This window comes from Anoxybacillus sp. MB8 (assembly GCF_011006755.1).
GTDB lineage: Bacteria > Bacillota > Bacilli > Bacillales > Anoxybacillaceae > Anoxybacillus > Anoxybacillus gonensis.
This window is the reverse complement of record NZ_RXXX01000052.1, coordinates 1-14,374: the sequence shown is the minus strand read 5'-3', so window position 1 is coordinate 14,374 and position 14,374 is coordinate 1. Positions and strand designations below refer to the sequence as shown.

The 14,374-nt window shown below is 39.5% G+C and carries 18 protein-coding genes and 2 pseudogenes; 6 read left to right on the top strand and 14 right to left on the bottom strand.

The window, feature by feature from the left end; translation table 11 throughout:
• A partial coding sequence (locus EKC99_RS13755) for a sigma factor-like helix-turn-helix DNA-binding protein (protein ID WP_163152381.1) occupies window positions 1-137 on the bottom strand: 137 nt, incomplete at its 3' end.
• Window positions 138-274: 137 nt separating this feature from the next.
• Between EKC99_RS13755 and adh the strand changes: the two are divergent.
• The 3 genes and pseudogenes from adh to EKC99_RS13740 form a co-directional block, all read left to right on the top strand.
• Window positions 275-1,453: pseudogene (adh, locus tag EKC99_RS13750) on the top strand (aldehyde dehydrogenase); the annotation flags it as partial.
• Between the two features lie 50 nt (window positions 1,454-1,503).
• On the top strand, window positions 1,504-1,830 hold the full coding sequence (locus tag EKC99_RS13745) for a DUF779 domain-containing protein (RefSeq protein ID WP_163152379.1): 327 nt from the start codon (window positions 1,504-1,506) through the stop codon (window positions 1,828-1,830).
• 132 nt (window positions 1,831-1,962) lie between these two features.
• A complete protein-coding gene (locus EKC99_RS13740) occupies window positions 1,963-2,796 on the top strand; it encodes an MBL fold metallo-hydrolase (protein ID WP_163152377.1) in 834 nt (277 codons plus the stop codon).
• A gap of 28 nt (window positions 2,797-2,824) precedes the next feature.
• On the opposite strand, the gene EKC99_RS13735 is transcribed toward EKC99_RS13740, so the two are convergent.
• The 5 genes from EKC99_RS13735 to EKC99_RS16015 all read right to left on the bottom strand — a co-directional run bounded on the left by EKC99_RS13735 (window position 2,825) and on the right by EKC99_RS16015 (window position 5,356).
• Window positions 2,825-3,619 (bottom strand): DUF817 domain-containing protein, encoded by a 795-nt coding sequence (locus EKC99_RS13735; RefSeq protein WP_163152375.1) that lies wholly within the window; start codon window positions 3,617-3,619, stop codon window positions 2,825-2,827.
• Between the two features lie 15 nt (window positions 3,620-3,634).
• On the bottom strand, window positions 3,635-3,850 hold the full coding sequence (locus EKC99_RS13730; protein WP_009360904.1) for a helix-turn-helix domain-containing protein: 216 nt from the start codon (window positions 3,848-3,850) through the stop codon (window positions 3,635-3,637).
• A gap of 10 nt (window positions 3,851-3,860) precedes the next feature.
• A complete protein-coding gene (locus EKC99_RS13725; RefSeq protein ID WP_305147721.1) occupies window positions 3,861-4,280 on the bottom strand; it encodes a DUF2975 domain-containing protein in 420 nt (139 codons plus the stop codon).
• Between the two features lie 438 nt (window positions 4,281-4,718).
• The gene (locus EKC99_RS13720) at window positions 4,719-5,108 is read right to left on the bottom strand and encodes a type II toxin-antitoxin system death-on-curing family toxin (protein ID WP_019417183.1); all 390 of its coding nucleotides are present in this window, start codon (window positions 5,106-5,108) and stop codon (window positions 4,719-4,721) included.
• Window positions 5,105-5,356: an AbrB/MazE/SpoVT family DNA-binding domain-containing protein gene (locus EKC99_RS16015; protein WP_019417182.1), complete on the bottom strand. Its 252-nt coding sequence runs from the start codon at window positions 5,354-5,356 to the stop codon at window positions 5,105-5,107. Before EKC99_RS16015 ends, EKC99_RS13720 begins: the two co-directional genes overlap by 4 nt.
• Window positions 5,357-5,627: 271 nt before the next feature.
• Between EKC99_RS16015 and EKC99_RS13710 the strand changes: the two genes are divergently transcribed.
• Entirely contained in the window at window positions 5,628-6,602 is a 975-nt protein-coding gene (locus EKC99_RS13710; RefSeq protein WP_163152373.1) for a ParA family protein, read from the top strand.
• Window positions 6,599-6,979: a hypothetical protein gene (locus EKC99_RS13705; RefSeq protein WP_163152371.1), complete on the top strand. Its 381-nt coding sequence runs from the start codon at window positions 6,599-6,601 to the stop codon at window positions 6,977-6,979. Before EKC99_RS13710 ends, EKC99_RS13705 begins: the two co-directional genes overlap by 4 nt.
• Before the next feature lie 82 nt (window positions 6,980-7,061).
• Here EKC99_RS13705 and EKC99_RS13700 read toward each other — a convergent pair whose 3' ends face one another.
• The gene (locus EKC99_RS13700) at window positions 7,062-7,697 is read right to left on the bottom strand and encodes a LysE family translocator (RefSeq protein WP_483296103.1); all 636 of its coding nucleotides are present in this window, start codon (window positions 7,695-7,697) and stop codon (window positions 7,062-7,064) included.
• Window positions 7,698-7,726: 29 nt separating this feature from the next.
• Complete coding sequence (locus EKC99_RS13695) at window positions 7,727-8,344, bottom strand: FMN-binding negative transcriptional regulator (protein ID WP_163152369.1); 618 nt, start codon at window positions 8,342-8,344, stop codon at window positions 7,727-7,729.
• Window positions 8,345-8,463: 119 nt separating this feature from the next.
• Here EKC99_RS13695 and pdxR point away from each other — a divergent pair, with 119 nt between their 5' ends.
• A complete protein-coding gene (gene pdxR / locus EKC99_RS13690) occupies window positions 8,464-9,843 on the top strand; it encodes a MocR-like pyridoxine biosynthesis transcription factor PdxR (RefSeq protein ID WP_163152367.1) in 1,380 nt (459 codons plus the stop codon).
• A gap of 256 nt (window positions 9,844-10,099) precedes the next feature.
• On the opposite strand, the gene EKC99_RS13685 is transcribed toward pdxR, so the two are convergent.
• The 6 genes and pseudogenes from EKC99_RS13685 to EKC99_RS13660 form a co-directional block, all read right to left on the bottom strand.
• Window positions 10,100-10,807, bottom strand: coding sequence for a DsbA family oxidoreductase (locus tag EKC99_RS13685; RefSeq protein ID WP_163152365.1), 708 nt, complete (start codon window positions 10,805-10,807; stop codon window positions 10,100-10,102).
• 212 nt (window positions 10,808-11,019) lie between these two features.
• A complete protein-coding gene (locus EKC99_RS13680; RefSeq protein WP_163152363.1) occupies window positions 11,020-12,003 on the bottom strand; it encodes a peroxiredoxin family protein in 984 nt (327 codons plus the stop codon).
• A gap of 28 nt (window positions 12,004-12,031) precedes the next feature.
• Window positions 12,032-12,460, bottom strand: coding sequence for a thiol-disulfide oxidoreductase DCC family protein (locus EKC99_RS13675; protein ID WP_163152361.1), 429 nt, complete (start codon window positions 12,458-12,460; stop codon window positions 12,032-12,034).
• Between the two features lie 72 nt (window positions 12,461-12,532).
• Complete coding sequence (locus tag EKC99_RS13670) at window positions 12,533-13,312, bottom strand: GNAT family N-acetyltransferase (RefSeq protein ID WP_163152359.1); 780 nt, start codon at window positions 13,310-13,312, stop codon at window positions 12,533-12,535.
• Between the two features lie 16 nt (window positions 13,313-13,328).
• Window positions 13,329-13,430, bottom strand: a pseudogene (locus EKC99_RS16010) (DNA mismatch repair protein MutT); the annotation flags it as partial.
• Between the two features lie 442 nt (window positions 13,431-13,872).
• Window positions 13,873-14,244 (bottom strand): VOC family protein, encoded by a 372-nt coding sequence (locus EKC99_RS13660; protein ID WP_163152357.1) that lies wholly within the window; start codon window positions 14,242-14,244, stop codon window positions 13,873-13,875.
• Between the last annotated feature and the right edge of the window lie 130 nt (window positions 14,245-14,374).

Sequence of the window (14,374 nt, the reverse complement as noted above, 5' to 3'; positions counted from 1 at the left end):
GTTGGAGCCTCATTCTGTTTTAGATATTTGCTTACGGTATTTCTTGAAATCCCTAATTTTTGAGCAATTTGTCGTTGGGATAGCCCTTCTACCTCATGCAAGAATTTGATATGATGAAATTGAGCCATCTTGATCATCCTTTTTCTCTCCCTCTGATGAAAAGTTTAGGCACTTTCAATCATAAGGGAGGTAATGAAAATTGGAAATCAGGTGGCTCATTTTTTATGTGATCGAACCCTTCAAAAGTGGCTCAATTTTAAATTATCAAATACATGCCGCTGACATTCCGTTGGCAATTGATCATTTCCGCTATTTTGCGGGTTGCATTCGCGCTGAAGAAGGCACGCTTGCAGAGCTTGACGATGATACCGTTGCTTATCATTTCAAAGAGCCGCTTGGAGTTGTCGGACAAATTATCCCTTGGAACTTCCCAATTTTAATGGCAGCGTGGAAACTCGCACCTGCTTTAGCTGCTGGTAACTGCGTCGTATTAAAGCCAGCAGAACAAACTCCAACATCGATTCTTGTGCTAATCGAGTTAATTCAAGACTTATTACCAAAAGGTGTTATCAACGTCGTCAACGGATTTGGTCTTGAAGCTGGCAAACCGCTCGCTTCTAACCCACGAATTGCGAAAGTTGCCTTTACTGGCGAAACAACAACCGGACGTTTAATTATGCAATATGCATCTCAAAATTTAATTCCGGTTACGCTTGAACTCGGCGGAAAATCACCAAACATTTTCTTCGCTGACGTTGTTGCGAAAGATGACGAATTTTTCGATAAATCATTGGAAGGTTTTACGATGTTCGCATTAAATCAAGGGGAAGTTTGTACATGCCCTTCACGCGCGTTAATCGAAGAATCGATTTACGATGTGTTTATGGAACGGGCTTTAGAACGAGTGAAGCAAATTAAACAAGGAAATCCGCTCGATACGAATACGATGATTGGCGCTCAAGCCTCATCTGAACAGCTAGAGAAAATTTTGTCATACATCGACATCGGTAAACAAGAAGGGGCTGAACTTCTAATCGGCGGCGAGCGCAATATGTTAGAAGGAGACTTACAAGGTGGTTATTATGTCAAACCAACCGTCTTTAAAGGGCATAATCGTATGCGTATCTTCCAAGAAGAAATTTTCGGTCCGGTTGTATCTGTCACCACATTTAAAGATAAAGATGAAGCGTTAGCGATCGCAAATGACACATTATACGGACTAGGTGCTGGAGTATGGACGCGCGATATTAATACAGCGTATCGCTTTGGACGTGGTATTCAAGCTGGACGTGTATGGACAAATTGTTATCACGCATATCCTGCGCATGCGGCATTTGGTGGATATAAAATGTCAGGAATCGGACGTGAAACGCATAAAATGATGCTCGAAAATTATCAACAAACGAAAAACTTACTTGTTAGCTACTCACCGAAAAAACTTGGATTTTTTTAATCGTCAAGGCAGCGTCTCGAAAGCGCTGCCTTTTTGAAAGGATGGGACACATGCAACCGAAAGTCATAGCGACCGACGCAGCCCTACAACTTATTGAAAAGCTAAAAGCGAAATATGGTCCACTGATGTTTCATCAATCAGGTGGATGTTGCGACGGAAGTTCACCGATGTGTTACCCGCAAGGAGAGTTTATGGTCGGTGACTCAGACGTATTGCTTGGCGAAATTGGAGGATGTCCATTTTATATGCATGCTGCTCAATATGAATATTGGAAACATACACAACTTATTATTGATGTTGTACCCGGCCGCGGCGGCATGTTTTCACTTGAAGGATCCGAAGAGGTACGTTTTTTGACAAGATCAAAAGTATTTTAGTCATATGATGAGTTGCTTTAGGGCAGCTCATTTTTTATGAATGAAACACAAAAACGATGATTTTCATAAAACCAAAAATAATGAATGACTATTCATTTTTGTATAGTATAATGGGATTAAGGGGGAGTGGGGATGTTACTAAAGAAAAAATTTGAACAAGAAAAGGTTGGCGATGTCCACGTTGCCAAAGGTACTCTAACATTTCAAGGAGTTCGCTTAACCGTTCATTGTTTCTCGATTGATGGTGTATTGATTGACACCGGAGCACAATCGTTAGCACGAGAATTTACACAGTTTTTCAACCAATTACAAATTGACCAAGTTGTCATTACTCATTTTCATGAAGACCATACAGGTTGTGCAACATGTTTACAAAGCGAACGACAACTGCCCATTTATATGAATGAGCTTATGATTGATTATTGTCGAAAACAAGCAGATTATCCGATATATCGCCAGTTTTTTTGGGGAAAACGTCCCCCTTTCCAAGCCAAACCGATTGGAAAAACATTTTCTACTCACCACGCGACATGGGATGTCATTCATACACCAGGTCATACGGTTGATCATCTCGCATTTCTTAATCGCGAAACAGGACAACTTTTTACAGGGGATTTGTACTGTCTAGAAAAAACAAAAGTCGTTTTGCGCGAAGAAAGCGTCCCTACATTGATTGAATCATTAAGAAAAGTGTTAACGTACGATTTTAACGAAATATTTTGTGCTCACGCTGGTTATATAAAAGACGGGCGAACTGCTTTACAACGAAAGCTTAACTATTTACAAGAACTTCAAGGAAAAATTATTGATTTGTATGAACAAGGTGCACAACAAAAACAAATTCAATCCATTCTTTTCTCGAAGAAATATCCAATCACCTATCTTTCCTTCGGTGAATGGAGCTCTTCTCATATCGTCCGTTCAGTGATTGAAGAATATCGGATCAAAAAGATGAGCGAACAGTGACGATTGCTGTTCGCTAAAATCATATATTCTATTGCGCCCTAACCGCCACAATCGTCGTCTGTGGATTTTTTCCTTTCATCTGCTTTAACGTCGCAACGATGAGAAAGCTGACAATGACTAATAAAAACCATGAACTTACTTTTCCTAAGTGAACGATACTCCAAGCCTTCGCTTGGTTCGGATATTGCCAAGCCCCAAAGAACGTAGCAATATTTTCCGCAATCCAAATAAAAAACCCGATGAGAAAAAATGAAAGCACAAGCGGCATGCGATAACGCGTTCCATTCACCTCGTATGTGACGGATGACGACCAAAAAACGAGCATAACAAGTCCGATTAACCACCAACGAACATCAAACCAATAATGATGGGTAAAAAAATTTAAATAAATCGCTGCAGCTAGTGGAACAACGACTGAAAATGGCGGCCATTTCACGAGTTCCACCTTTAACCGCCGCCACGCTTGACAAAGATAGCTGGCGACACTTGCATACATAAAACCGCTATATAAAGGCACGCCGAAAATTTTAACATACCCTTCTTCTGGATAAGCCCAGGACCCCATGTGCACTTTAAACAATTCAAGCGCAAGACCAATGAGGTGAAACATCGTAATCACTTTTAATTCATCTCGCGTTTCTAGCCCGGTACGCACCATCCACCATTGCATCAAAAGGCAAATAATAAGCAGCCAATCATACCGTGGCAAGAAAGGAAGCGGCACCATTTTTGTTACGGCTAACGAGGCAAAAATAACAACGGGAAACAAGCAAGATAACGCTTGTTCCCAACCAAAATGAACGAGTTGAATGAACGCTCTCATCGCTTTTGCCTCCCATTACATTTCGTCATCGCTTCGATATTCTAAAATATCTCCCGGTTGGCATTCTAATGCTTTACAAATGGCATCTAACGTCGACAACCGAATCGCTTTTGCTTTGCCGTTTTTTAAGATTGATAAATTTGCCATCGTTATTCCTACTTTTTCTGACAGCTCAGTCACACTCATTTTCCTTTTCGCCAACATGACATCTAGATTCACAATAATCGCCATGTGATTCACCTCAAACGGTTAAGTCGTTTTCCGATTTGATCTCGATTGCCTTTTGTAAAAGCTTTTGCAGCACTGCGGCAAACACTGCGACGACCATCGCTCCAAACACAACCATCAACCCGATGATGATAATCCCTGGGGCGTCATCTAAATCAGCAGTAAGATAAAAAAACGGCATACCTGCGATATACAACAAACTAATGGCAGTTGCACAATTTTTTATATACTTTAACGCTTTTACTGATAAATCGGAAAACGCTTCGTTTTTGTCAATATAAGTTAAAATGTTGAACGCTTGATACAACGCAAAGAAAAACGGAATCGCGGTAACGTAAAAAAAGATCGTGATCGGATAGCGCAAATACGCTAATTCTGGCAACCACTCGGCATAAAAGTTAGGAAACTTAGGTAAAACAAATACACATAACATAGCAACAGGAGAGCCGATAATCAAAATAGCGCTTTTTAAAAAAAGTGTCTCTCGTTTCACAACAAGCACCTCACTTCGATCATTTCCATTCCATTTTAATACATTATTTATCGTTTTACAATAAATAATTATTGTTTCAAATTATTTATTTGTTTTAAAACATAAAAAGCATTCCTCTTTTTGAGAAATGCTTGTTTCCATTACTTTGGCGCGAAGGTGTACGAGAAACTCTTTTGTATGCAAGAGGAGATTCCGTTATTCAATCGAGCGAAAAAACTTCCGAAATAGCCCCCATATTAAAAGGACATGATAGAATGTGCCTCCTAACCAATACCCCCAAAACGTGTTATGATTTTCCGCTAGCGCTACTACTCCTTGAGAAATCCAATATGTCGGAAGGATGAAAGCTCATTCATTTCATTTCGCGGAATACCAAAACTAACACTTCACTGTGTATTCTTTAATTGTAGCAACAATTTCGTTAAAGGAATATTGATGATTTACCACATCAACAACAAATTCAATTGCCTCATCTTTTGGCATCACAAACCGATAGCCGTTGTATTTCAAAAATTGAATAAGAGCAACAAAAGCTGTTCGTTTGTTTGCATTATGGAAACAATGGTTTTTTGCCAAAGACTCAAACAATGCAGCTGCTTTCTCAAAAATAGTAGGGTAAGCATCTTCGCCAAGCAGACTTTGTTGTGGACGATACACAGCAGATTCCAATAATGATTTTTCTTTTACACCTTTCATTTCACGAGGCGAGTATTTCTCAATAATGAAGAAGTTCGTCGCAATGATTTCCTCTACTGTTAAATACCTCACCGATCAACAAGCCCCTTAATCGTTTCGTCATACTCCTCGAGCGTTTCATTTAACACGTCAAAAAAATCTTTCGAAATGCCTTTTGGCAAGTTCACTTTGTTACTTTTCTTTATCACAATTTGGTTATCTTTAAACTCCATTTGTATTTCGTCTCCTTGATGTATATCAAGCTTTTGAAGGAATTCCGTAGGAAAAGTAACTCCTAGTGAGTTTCCTATTTTCAACACTTTCCGATCTGCATGTAGCATATAGCTCACCTCTTCGTTATAATCGTTATAACAATTATAACATAAAACAATCGTTCAAACGAGTTGGACAATACACCAATTTTCCATCAACAACACGCACTTCCATCCCAACATATCAATCGAATTGTTTTGTTTCATACGTTAGCAGTTGTTTCCCCCACGATGATATGACTATAACACGAATCATGACATTACTATAGAAAAAATCCGTCATAACCTTTCCGTTTTTCTCATACAAATAAACCGTCTATATGCAACAGGGGGGATCATCATGGAGCGACAAGCAAAAGTAGTGAGCATCATCAACTGGAAAGGTGGCGTAGGAAAGACAACCGTCACCCATCATTTAGCAACAGGACTGCAACATTTATCATCTGACGAATTGGAGTTATTTGATCTTACATATTCTCAACCGAAGGTGTTATTAGTAGATGCGGATGCCCAATGTAACCTTTCCATTTCATGTCTAACACCAGAATGGTTTGAACAATTAGCCTATCATAAAACACCTCCGATCGGCACATTGAAAGATTTAATCGAACATTACTTGAAAAATGAGCATCCACAAGTCGATGTGGACGACTTTATTTTAAAAGCATGCGTGCGAAGCGGAAATGGGAAAGTATATGAACATATTGATTTGCTTCCAGCACATGCGGAACTTATTCATACGGACATGGACATTGCCGTTTATTCCCGACCACATTTTAAAGAACATTTATTTGGTTCGGACATTTATAAATTTCAAATGCTGCACCACATTTTAAACACGGTGAAACATGAGTACGATTTTATTTTTATCGATTGTCCGCCAAATTTAAATTACATTACGCAAAATGCCTTGTACGCAAGCGATTACTATTTAATTCCCGCGATTCCTGATCGTCTTTCTTCATATGGTATTTCAGCAATTAAAAATAAAGTAGATGAATTAAACGAAAGATTTCAATCGAGTTCAAAAGAATATAGCGATACAAAACTCATCGGCATCGTCCTCAATTTCATTCGAGAGTACGGAAACCAACCAAAATATACACAAACAAATATGATCAATACATTAAAACATACCCTTTCACCTGATATGATATTTAACAACTATTTACCATACGGTGATGCCATCACAAAAGCATCTGCACTCAGCTATCCTGTATTTGCCGTTGAAAACAACCAAGCAAAACAAAGCGAATGTGTGAAAAAAATTACACTTGAATTTTTAAACCGAATGAGCGGAGGAATTGTTGTATGAATGTAAAAACATTAGTAAATATATTAGAAAAAACAATTATTATTTTAAAGCATTACGAACACTGTACGGTTGATGAGATGCTAGATGATCTTTCTGCAAAGTTGCAACATCAAAAAAAACAAATCACAAGCGAAATCGACTATTCACATGTCATGAAACAAATTAAACATATGAACAAGGAGGAAGCAACAACATTTTTATCGTCTTTCAAAAAAGAACAACTACTTCAGGTCGGATTACAAATGAATATGAAATTACAAAAGAGAGACACGAAACAAATATTAATTGAATCAATCGTATCCCATTGCAGCTTTCCTGAACTATATGCCCAAATGGCAAATAGAAAATCGCAAAAAAAAGAGAGCGAACAGATATAACAGCTGTTCGCTTATTTAATTTACGTACAGTAAATCGAATGGATAGGATCGCAAATTTGTCCGTAATAAATGACCTCATCCTCTACTTGTTAGACGGGCTTGCAAAGGTTGAAAATATCCCTAAGACAATATATAAGTAACCCGTTACCTTGTTCACTACCTTCGCATGTCCCTTTTTTCCCACGATCCATTTTCGAATGCTCGCTGCAAGAATGGCATATAGACTATCGTTAATAAAAGCGAGGATAATAAATATCGTTCCTAAAAGTAAAAATTGTGCAGGGACCGAGCCTGCAGAAGGTGTGATGAACTGCGGAAAGAAAGCGAGAAAAAACAGTGCTGTTTTAGGATTCATCACTTCGACGATTACCGATTCATAAAAAATCTTCCATAATTTTTTATGATTCGTTTTTGAACTGGCGACATGATTTTCGTGAGATGTAGAAAATAAAGTTTTGCACCCGAGATAAACAAGATAAACAGCACCCAAATATTTCACAATCGTAAAAGCTGTAGCAGATGTCATAAGAATGGCGGACACTCCAGCTGCTCCTGCCAAAACATGAACAGCGCCACCAAGAGAAACACCAAGAACCGATACAAGCCCCGCTTCCTTCCCTTGATCGATACTTCTTGCCATAATATAAAACACCGCAGGCCCAGGCATGATTAACAATGCAGTCGCCGAAATAACAAATAACCAAATCGTTGAATCCATTATATTTCACTCCTTTTCGACCAATAAAGTTACATTTTATTTTTCAAATTTTCTTTCATTAAAGTGGCGATTTGTTGCTCGTTTGGTAACGGGAGTTGTTCTAATTGTTTTATCACGAGTTCTTGTCTATGACGAGAATGGTTTTGGCTTAGTTTTGCCTTCCCTTCGATCTTATTGATTTTTATTTTGAATCCTTGAAGTCCTTTCATCATGCCATGAAGAAGGTCCGCGCCTACATCTTGCAGCCTGTACGAACGATTATCAGCTTCATACTTAAGTACCATATCATTTAAGGAACTCATTAGCTCGTGTTCATCCTCGATTAACTCAACCTCGCCATACACATGCACCACTACATAATTCCACGTTGGCACGGCTTGATTCGTTTCATACCAAGAAGGAGAAATATAACAATGCGGACCGTGAAACACCGCTAAAACGATTTGATTTTCAATATCTTTCCATTGTGGGTTCGAACGGGCAAAATGACCATACAAATACGTTTTCTCCTTATTCAATAGCAAAGGTAAATGTGTAGCAAACGGCTCCCCTCTATGGATAGAGAACAATGTGGCAAAACTATTTTTCTCTATAGTTTCATAAGCAACCGCTGTTTCTGTGATCGCAAAATCATCTGGAATATACATAGCCACTCTCCTCTACTTTATTTTTGATATAAACCAACTCTCTACAAAACATGGTATAATTTAAACTGACATTTAAAAAGGTACAATAATAAAAAAATTAACATGTCAGGATGATAAAAATGCAAAATATGATTTTCCCTTTCCATGATCACTCCCCTAAATACAAACAAATCTACGAAAAACTCAAATTTTTTATTGAGCAAGGCGACATAAAACCGAACGAGCGATTGCCATCCATTCGGCAACTTGCAGAGTCTTTACATGTTAGCCGCAATACAACACTAATGGCATACGAGCAGCTTGTTGCTGAGGGATATATTCGTGGAGAAAGTCGAAAAGGCTATTTTGTAAATGAATTAGAGCCCTTTCTCGTTCATGAAATTTACACCGCTTCGCAACCTAAGCAAATAAATCTTGCGCCAACTGTTTTTGTTGACTTTCGGGCAGATGTCGTAGATCAATCACATTTTCCTTTCAAAACATGGAGAAAAATCTCTAATCAAGTACTAACAATAAAGGATAGCTTTCGGTATGGAGATCCTTTTGGAGAATTATGCCTGCGCGAACAAATTGCAGCCTATCTTTTTCAATCGCGTGGTGTAAAAACGGATCCAAATGCAGTGATCATCGGAAGTAGTACCCAACAAATGCTTGTATACCTTGGGCGTATACTGAGGGATGAGTTCCAAAGTATTATCGTTGAAGATCCTGGTTACGACGGTGCTCGGGAAGCCTTTCAATTTCATCGTTTTATGTTCGAAACATTGCCGGTTTACGAAACGGGTGTGGATCTTTCCAAGCTAGAACAAATGCACTCCCAATTAATTTATGTAACCCCCTCTCATCAAAGCCCGATGGGAGTAAGCATGTCCATCCAACAACGACAACTGCTCATTCATTGGGTCAACAAAGTGAAGGGATATATCATTGAAGATGATTACGATAGTGAATTTCGCTATACGCAAAAACCGTTCCCTGCTCTTGCTTCCATTGATTCGACAAGAGTCATTTATCTAGGGAATTTCTCAAAAGCTTTTCTTCCAGGGATTCGTTTAAGCTACATGGTGTTGCCACAACATCTGTTAAATCGTTACAAAGAGCAATTTTTCCTTTTCGAAAATACTGCATCACTCATTAGCCAACTCGCTATGGCGAAGTTTATGGAAGAAGGCGAATGGAGCCGACACATTAAACGAATGCGCCTTGTTTATAAGCGAAAAATGCAACACTTCGTATCATTATTAAGAAAAGCGTTTGAGGATAAGATAACCATTATCGGTGAACAGTCTGGGTTATATATATTAGTCAAGGTACACTTGAACTGTTCAGAAGAATGGCTTATCGAGCGAGCTTTCTCTTATGGAGTAAAAGTGTATCCTACTTCGCGCTACGTTATTAAAAACCATTCAGACAAACCAATGATTAAACTTGGTTTTAGCAATCTTTCTTTTGATGAAATCCAACTCGGAGTGGAATTGTTGAAAAAAGCATGGTCTTGACCTCTCACTTATAGAGAAAAGGAGGCCCTTCAGCTAAGGTGGGAAAGTTGAATAAGCAAAGGAATTTGAAAAAACGCGCTCTTTGCTACAAAATGCGTTTGACAAACAAGATGTTCATAATCCCAAAAATTAAGAAAAAAACAATAGTATCACGAAAAAAACGCTTGAATTGTTATGTCTTGAGCGTCTCAGCTTGTCGTTTTTTCAACAAGATGAGCCGGCTAGCTTCTAGCCGGCATTTATTCGCTTGAGTTATTTAGTCGATAGAGCAATTTCCATCCGCACACGTTTTTCCTTCTTCTGCTAGCGATTGTAGCGAGGATGACTGCTGTTCTTCCATCCACACTTTCTCGAGCGCCTGACGGAATATTTCGACGGGCTGAGCACCAGAAATCGCATATTTTCCATTTAACACGAAAAACGGTACACCGCGGATGCCGAGTTGAGCCGCCATTGCTTCATCTTTTCGCACTTGTTCTGCATAATGCTCACCATCAAGCACCGCTTCCGCCTCTTTGCGGCCAAGTCCTGCTGCTTCGGCAAGCTCAAGCAACACATCGCGGTCGCTAATTCGCTTCGATTCAGTGAAATAGGCGTAAAACAGCCGCTCCACCACTTCATGAAGTTTTCCTTTTTCTTTCGCGTATTGTGCCAAACGATGCGCATCAAACGTATTGGTCGGCTTCATCGTCTCAAAGCGGAACGTGAGACCAATCGCCTCCGCTTGCTTGCCAATATCGGCATTTGCTCGCTTCGCTTCTTCTACGGACATGCCGTATTTTTGCGCAATGATTTCGTGGATGCTAAATGGCGTTTCTTTTTTCGCATTCGGATCAAGTTCAAAGCTACGGAAAACAACCTCAACATTCTCTCGATGCGGAAAAGACTCAAGCGCCTGCTCTAACCGCCGCTTGCCAATATAACAAAACGGACAAACAAAATCGGACCATACTTCAATCTTCATCGATACACCTCATTTTCGTCTCTCCAAAGCGGAGGAAATTTTCTCCCTTATTGTAACGAACATATCTTTTTTCCTTCAAATCATCTGCTTAAAGTGTGGCGGGTACTGTTAAGCCATTGCAGTTTTGCTTGGCTATATGCAAATAGAAAATCGCAAGAGCAAATGAGCGGACAGATATAACAGCTGTTCGCTCAATGTTTGATACCGCAACATCATTTCGACAACATCGCTCGTTTCATTGCCTCGTATGAAAGTGGACCGACATGTTTGCTACGAATGACCCCTTGTTCATCGATGATATACGAAGTCGGAATGGTGATCACTTTATATGTTTTACTAACTGTTCCTTGCTCATCAAGCATGATATCAAACGTCAATCTTTTTTGATTCACGAACGTTTCGACGACATGACGATTTTTTTCTTTATTCGTCAAATTGACCGCTACAATCACGACATGTTGTCCATACTGCTCATAAAATCGTTGCATCTCTGGCATTTCCGCACGGCACGGAGGACACCATGATGCCCAAAAATTTAAAACTACTTTTTTCCCTCGAAACTGAGAAAGCTTCATTTTTTCGCCCTGTAATGTCATTAACTCGAAATCAGGGGCAATTTCTCCTACATCAATTCCAATGTTCGAACTCGATTGCTGCGAAGTTGTTTCTTTTGTCATATCCGATATGGATGAGAAGATGAAGACGAGAATATGGAACGAAACAAGCAGTTGCCATAGCTTTCTCGTCGTTTTTATACGTGAAGAAACAATAAAGAAAACAACAGCGACGACAGCTTGTAGCCAAATGAAGCGATTTTCTGGAAATCCACTTCCCTTCCATACGAGAAATACAATCCAATATCCAAAATATATTGGGGTAGCTACACGTATATAAGCGTCGAACGGAATGTGCTGTATTTTCAACTGCCAATATGTATACACGACAATGAATACCCCTGCCAAAACAAGTCCCACAACACCACCGTTAAAATAAAGAAGCGTTAATGGATTTTCTAGCACCATGTTCGGATGTACAATGCCGTAGCTTAATTTCCATATGATCAAACCATACACGAAACTATTAAAAATCATATCCATCATGCGTCGTTCTGCTTTTAAAACGAACACACCATAATAAAAAAACAAATATGTCATAACTAGACTTGCTACAAGCAACAAATTTTCTCCTTGAATCATTTTTTCCTCCTTCACTGACCACGTTTCACTATAAAAAGCGCTTTTTTATATCCTCTGTCGGAACAAAGCAGCAATCCGTCTTTCCAAACCAACGATACCTATTTTTCGCGATCCAATCATATACTCGATCGCGAATAGGAAAAGGAATAAGAATAAACCAATATAAGTACTTCCAAAATCCTCGCAAATGTTTGCATACGCGTAACGCTGCAGTAGATTTAACATAGTATGTAGATTCATCGATGAATATAAAACTATCGAGTTGTTGAGGGATATGATATTTCTTAAGCAACGCTTGACCTGCTTCACTTTGCAACGAAGCAAAACGAAAATAAGCTTTTTCGTCTCTTTCAATAATAAACCGAACCGTTGCACCACAAAAATGACAAACGCCATCAAACAATATGATGTGCATGACCGACCAATCCTTCCCCTTCGGTTCATCTGACCTCTCCATTATAGCTCACCTATGCAACAAAAGAAAAACGTGAAGCCCGTTAACTCCACGTTTTCTACATCTATCCAGAAATTATCCGTACATCGTCCACATCCCGATATCATGAAAACCAAGTCTTTTATAAATACGACCCGCATTCGGATTGTCATAAAATAAACATAACGTTTTTCCAATGCGAACGTAATCTTGAATGACGCACTTCATAATTTCGCTTGCATATCCTTTGTGGCGATGATTCGGATCTGTACACACGCCGACAACCATCGCAGATAGCGTATTTTCTGCAGTTGTTGCAACAGACGACACCATGCGACCATCTTCCTCGATATAGTACACACGCCCTGTATTTGTTTCTAACGATTTGACTAGCATATCTCGCGATGACGGCGGTACCGAAAACTCCGTGATGCGGCGACGCAGTTCAAGTATTCGATCGACATCATCAATCGTTGCTCGCTTAATTTCATAGCGACTTTGCTCTTCTGGAAATGTGATTTCGTTACATTCACAAAAATACGTGACTCGCTTTTTTCCAAGCAGTAAGAGAGGTTCAAATTTTGCGACAAGCTCCGTTTTCCCAGAAAGACGAACAGGATGAGAAGTATTTCGCATCACTTCTGCAAATCCATCAGTATCAAAATCCCTCGGAGCATAAGGAATATACGAATCGTAAAATCGCAACAATACGCCTCTCAATCTACCATTCTCATCAAAATCGCCCCACAACTCTTGGAATTCCTGCTCGTAACCGAACGCCTCAATATCACCAATAATAAAAAGATTCAATGAAGGCTCCTGCTTTAAAAAAGAAAACACAACATCATGATCTGCCCCGCTCAATTTACGAATCATCCCCATCCCCTTTGCACAACACGACGTTTCCTACGACATCCGTAAATTCAAATTTTTGAAGAAGAATTTCATGACATTCATTGACGATTACTGCTCTAGCGCATTTGCGTATTCGCATCATGTTTCTCCTCTTTATTTTTGTTATGCAGTGAATCCATAATTAATGTATACGCCGATATGCTTTTCGACATTGGCGGCAATATTTCACTTTCTGAAATGTTGAACGATCTTCTGGGTGTAAAACTTTAAACACCTCTAACTCTCCCTCGGTAAACGCTCTTTGATTACGATCAACATAAAAATCTAGTAGCTTCCCACCACATTTTGGACAATAGTCCCGCTCTCTCTGTATAACATAAATCAGTCCAAATGCACCCATTGTCATAATAAAAGCAGGAACGAAAAAATTAATCCTCAACTAAAATGACTACCCTTATCTTACACAAAAACGAAGACAAATGATGTCGAATTTTGTCACAAAAGCAAAAAAAGACAGAAGTTTTCTCCACTTCTGTCTCAATTTATTGTCAACAAAGTCAAACGAAGACTGTTCCACGCTTTTATTGCTGTTTCTCAAGAAATTCTATTCGGTTGTGAAACGGATCGTGAAAGGAGAAGCGAGTCACACCTGGAATGGTTTTTTCGTCTTGTGTCACTACTCCCTTTTCTTCCAAGTAGCACCGCACTGCTTCGATATTTTCCACTTCAAACGCCGGATGGCTTTTGCTTCGATATCCTCCGCGGTTTTCAACACCGATATGCAGTTCAATATCGCCAATTTTATACCAAAGCCCGCCGCTTGCTTTCAACGTTTCCGGTTTTTCGATTTCGGCAAAACCGAGCACGCCCGTATAAAAAGCCCGTGCTTCGTCCTCTGCACCGATTGGGATGCAAATTTGTATATGATCGAGTCGTTTGATAACAATGTTCATGCTGCTTCTCCTCTCTATCTTCTTTTCAGCATTCGAAGAGTGGCTCAATATTTCCCTTCCTCTCTCTTTCTACTCTCCGTCATTTGCTTCCAAACAGATCCTTTCGCCTCTTCGCCACCTTCGATTCGTT

Coding starts and splice junctions, on each gene's coding strand:
- EKC99_RS13745 (WP_163152379.1), top strand. CDS start 1,504: ATGCAACCGAAAGTCATAGCGACCGACGCAGCCCTACAACTTATTGAA.
- EKC99_RS13740 (WP_163152377.1), top strand. CDS start 1,963: ATGTTACTAAAGAAAAAATTTGAACAAGAAAAGGTTGGCGATGTCCAC.
- EKC99_RS13735 (WP_163152375.1), bottom strand. CDS start 3,619: ATGAGAGCGTTCATTCAACTCGTTCATTTTGGTTGGGAACAAGCGTTA.
- EKC99_RS13730 (WP_009360904.1), bottom strand. CDS start 3,850: ATGGCGATTATTGTGAATCTAGATGTCATGTTGGCGAAAAGGAAAATG.
- EKC99_RS13725 (WP_305147721.1), bottom strand. CDS start 4,280: ATGTTATGTGTATTTGTTTTACCTAAGTTTCCTAACTTTTATGCCGAG.
- EKC99_RS16015 (WP_019417182.1), bottom strand. CDS start 5,356: ATGCTACATGCAGATCGGAAAGTGTTGAAAATAGGAAACTCACTAGGA.
- EKC99_RS13710 (WP_163152373.1), top strand. CDS start 5,628: ATGGAGCGACAAGCAAAAGTAGTGAGCATCATCAACTGGAAAGGTGGC.
- EKC99_RS13705 (WP_163152371.1), top strand. CDS start 6,599: ATGAATGTAAAAACATTAGTAAATATATTAGAAAAAACAATTATTATT.
- EKC99_RS13700 (WP_483296103.1), bottom strand. CDS start 7,697: ATGGATTCAACGATTTGGTTATTTGTTATTTCGGCGACTGCATTGTTA.
- EKC99_RS13695 (WP_163152369.1), bottom strand. CDS start 8,344: ATGTATATTCCAGATGATTTTGCGATCACAGAAACAGCGGTTGCTTAT.
- pdxR (WP_163152367.1), top strand. CDS start 8,464: ATGCAAAATATGATTTTCCCTTTCCATGATCACTCCCCTAAATACAAA.
- EKC99_RS13685 (WP_163152365.1), bottom strand. CDS start 10,807: ATGAAGATTGAAGTATGGTCCGATTTTGTTTGTCCGTTTTGTTATATT.
- EKC99_RS13680 (WP_163152363.1), bottom strand. CDS start 12,003: ATGATTCAAGGAGAAAATTTGTTGCTTGTAGCAAGTCTAGTTATGACA.
- EKC99_RS13675 (WP_163152361.1), bottom strand. CDS start 12,460: ATGGAGAGGTCAGATGAACCGAAGGGGAAGGATTGGTCGGTCATGCAC.
- EKC99_RS13670 (WP_163152359.1), bottom strand. CDS start 13,312: ATGATTCGTAAATTGAGCGGGGCAGATCATGATGTTGTGTTTTCTTTT.
- EKC99_RS13660 (WP_163152357.1), bottom strand. CDS start 14,244: ATGAACATTGTTATCAAACGACTCGATCATATACAAATTTGCATCCCA.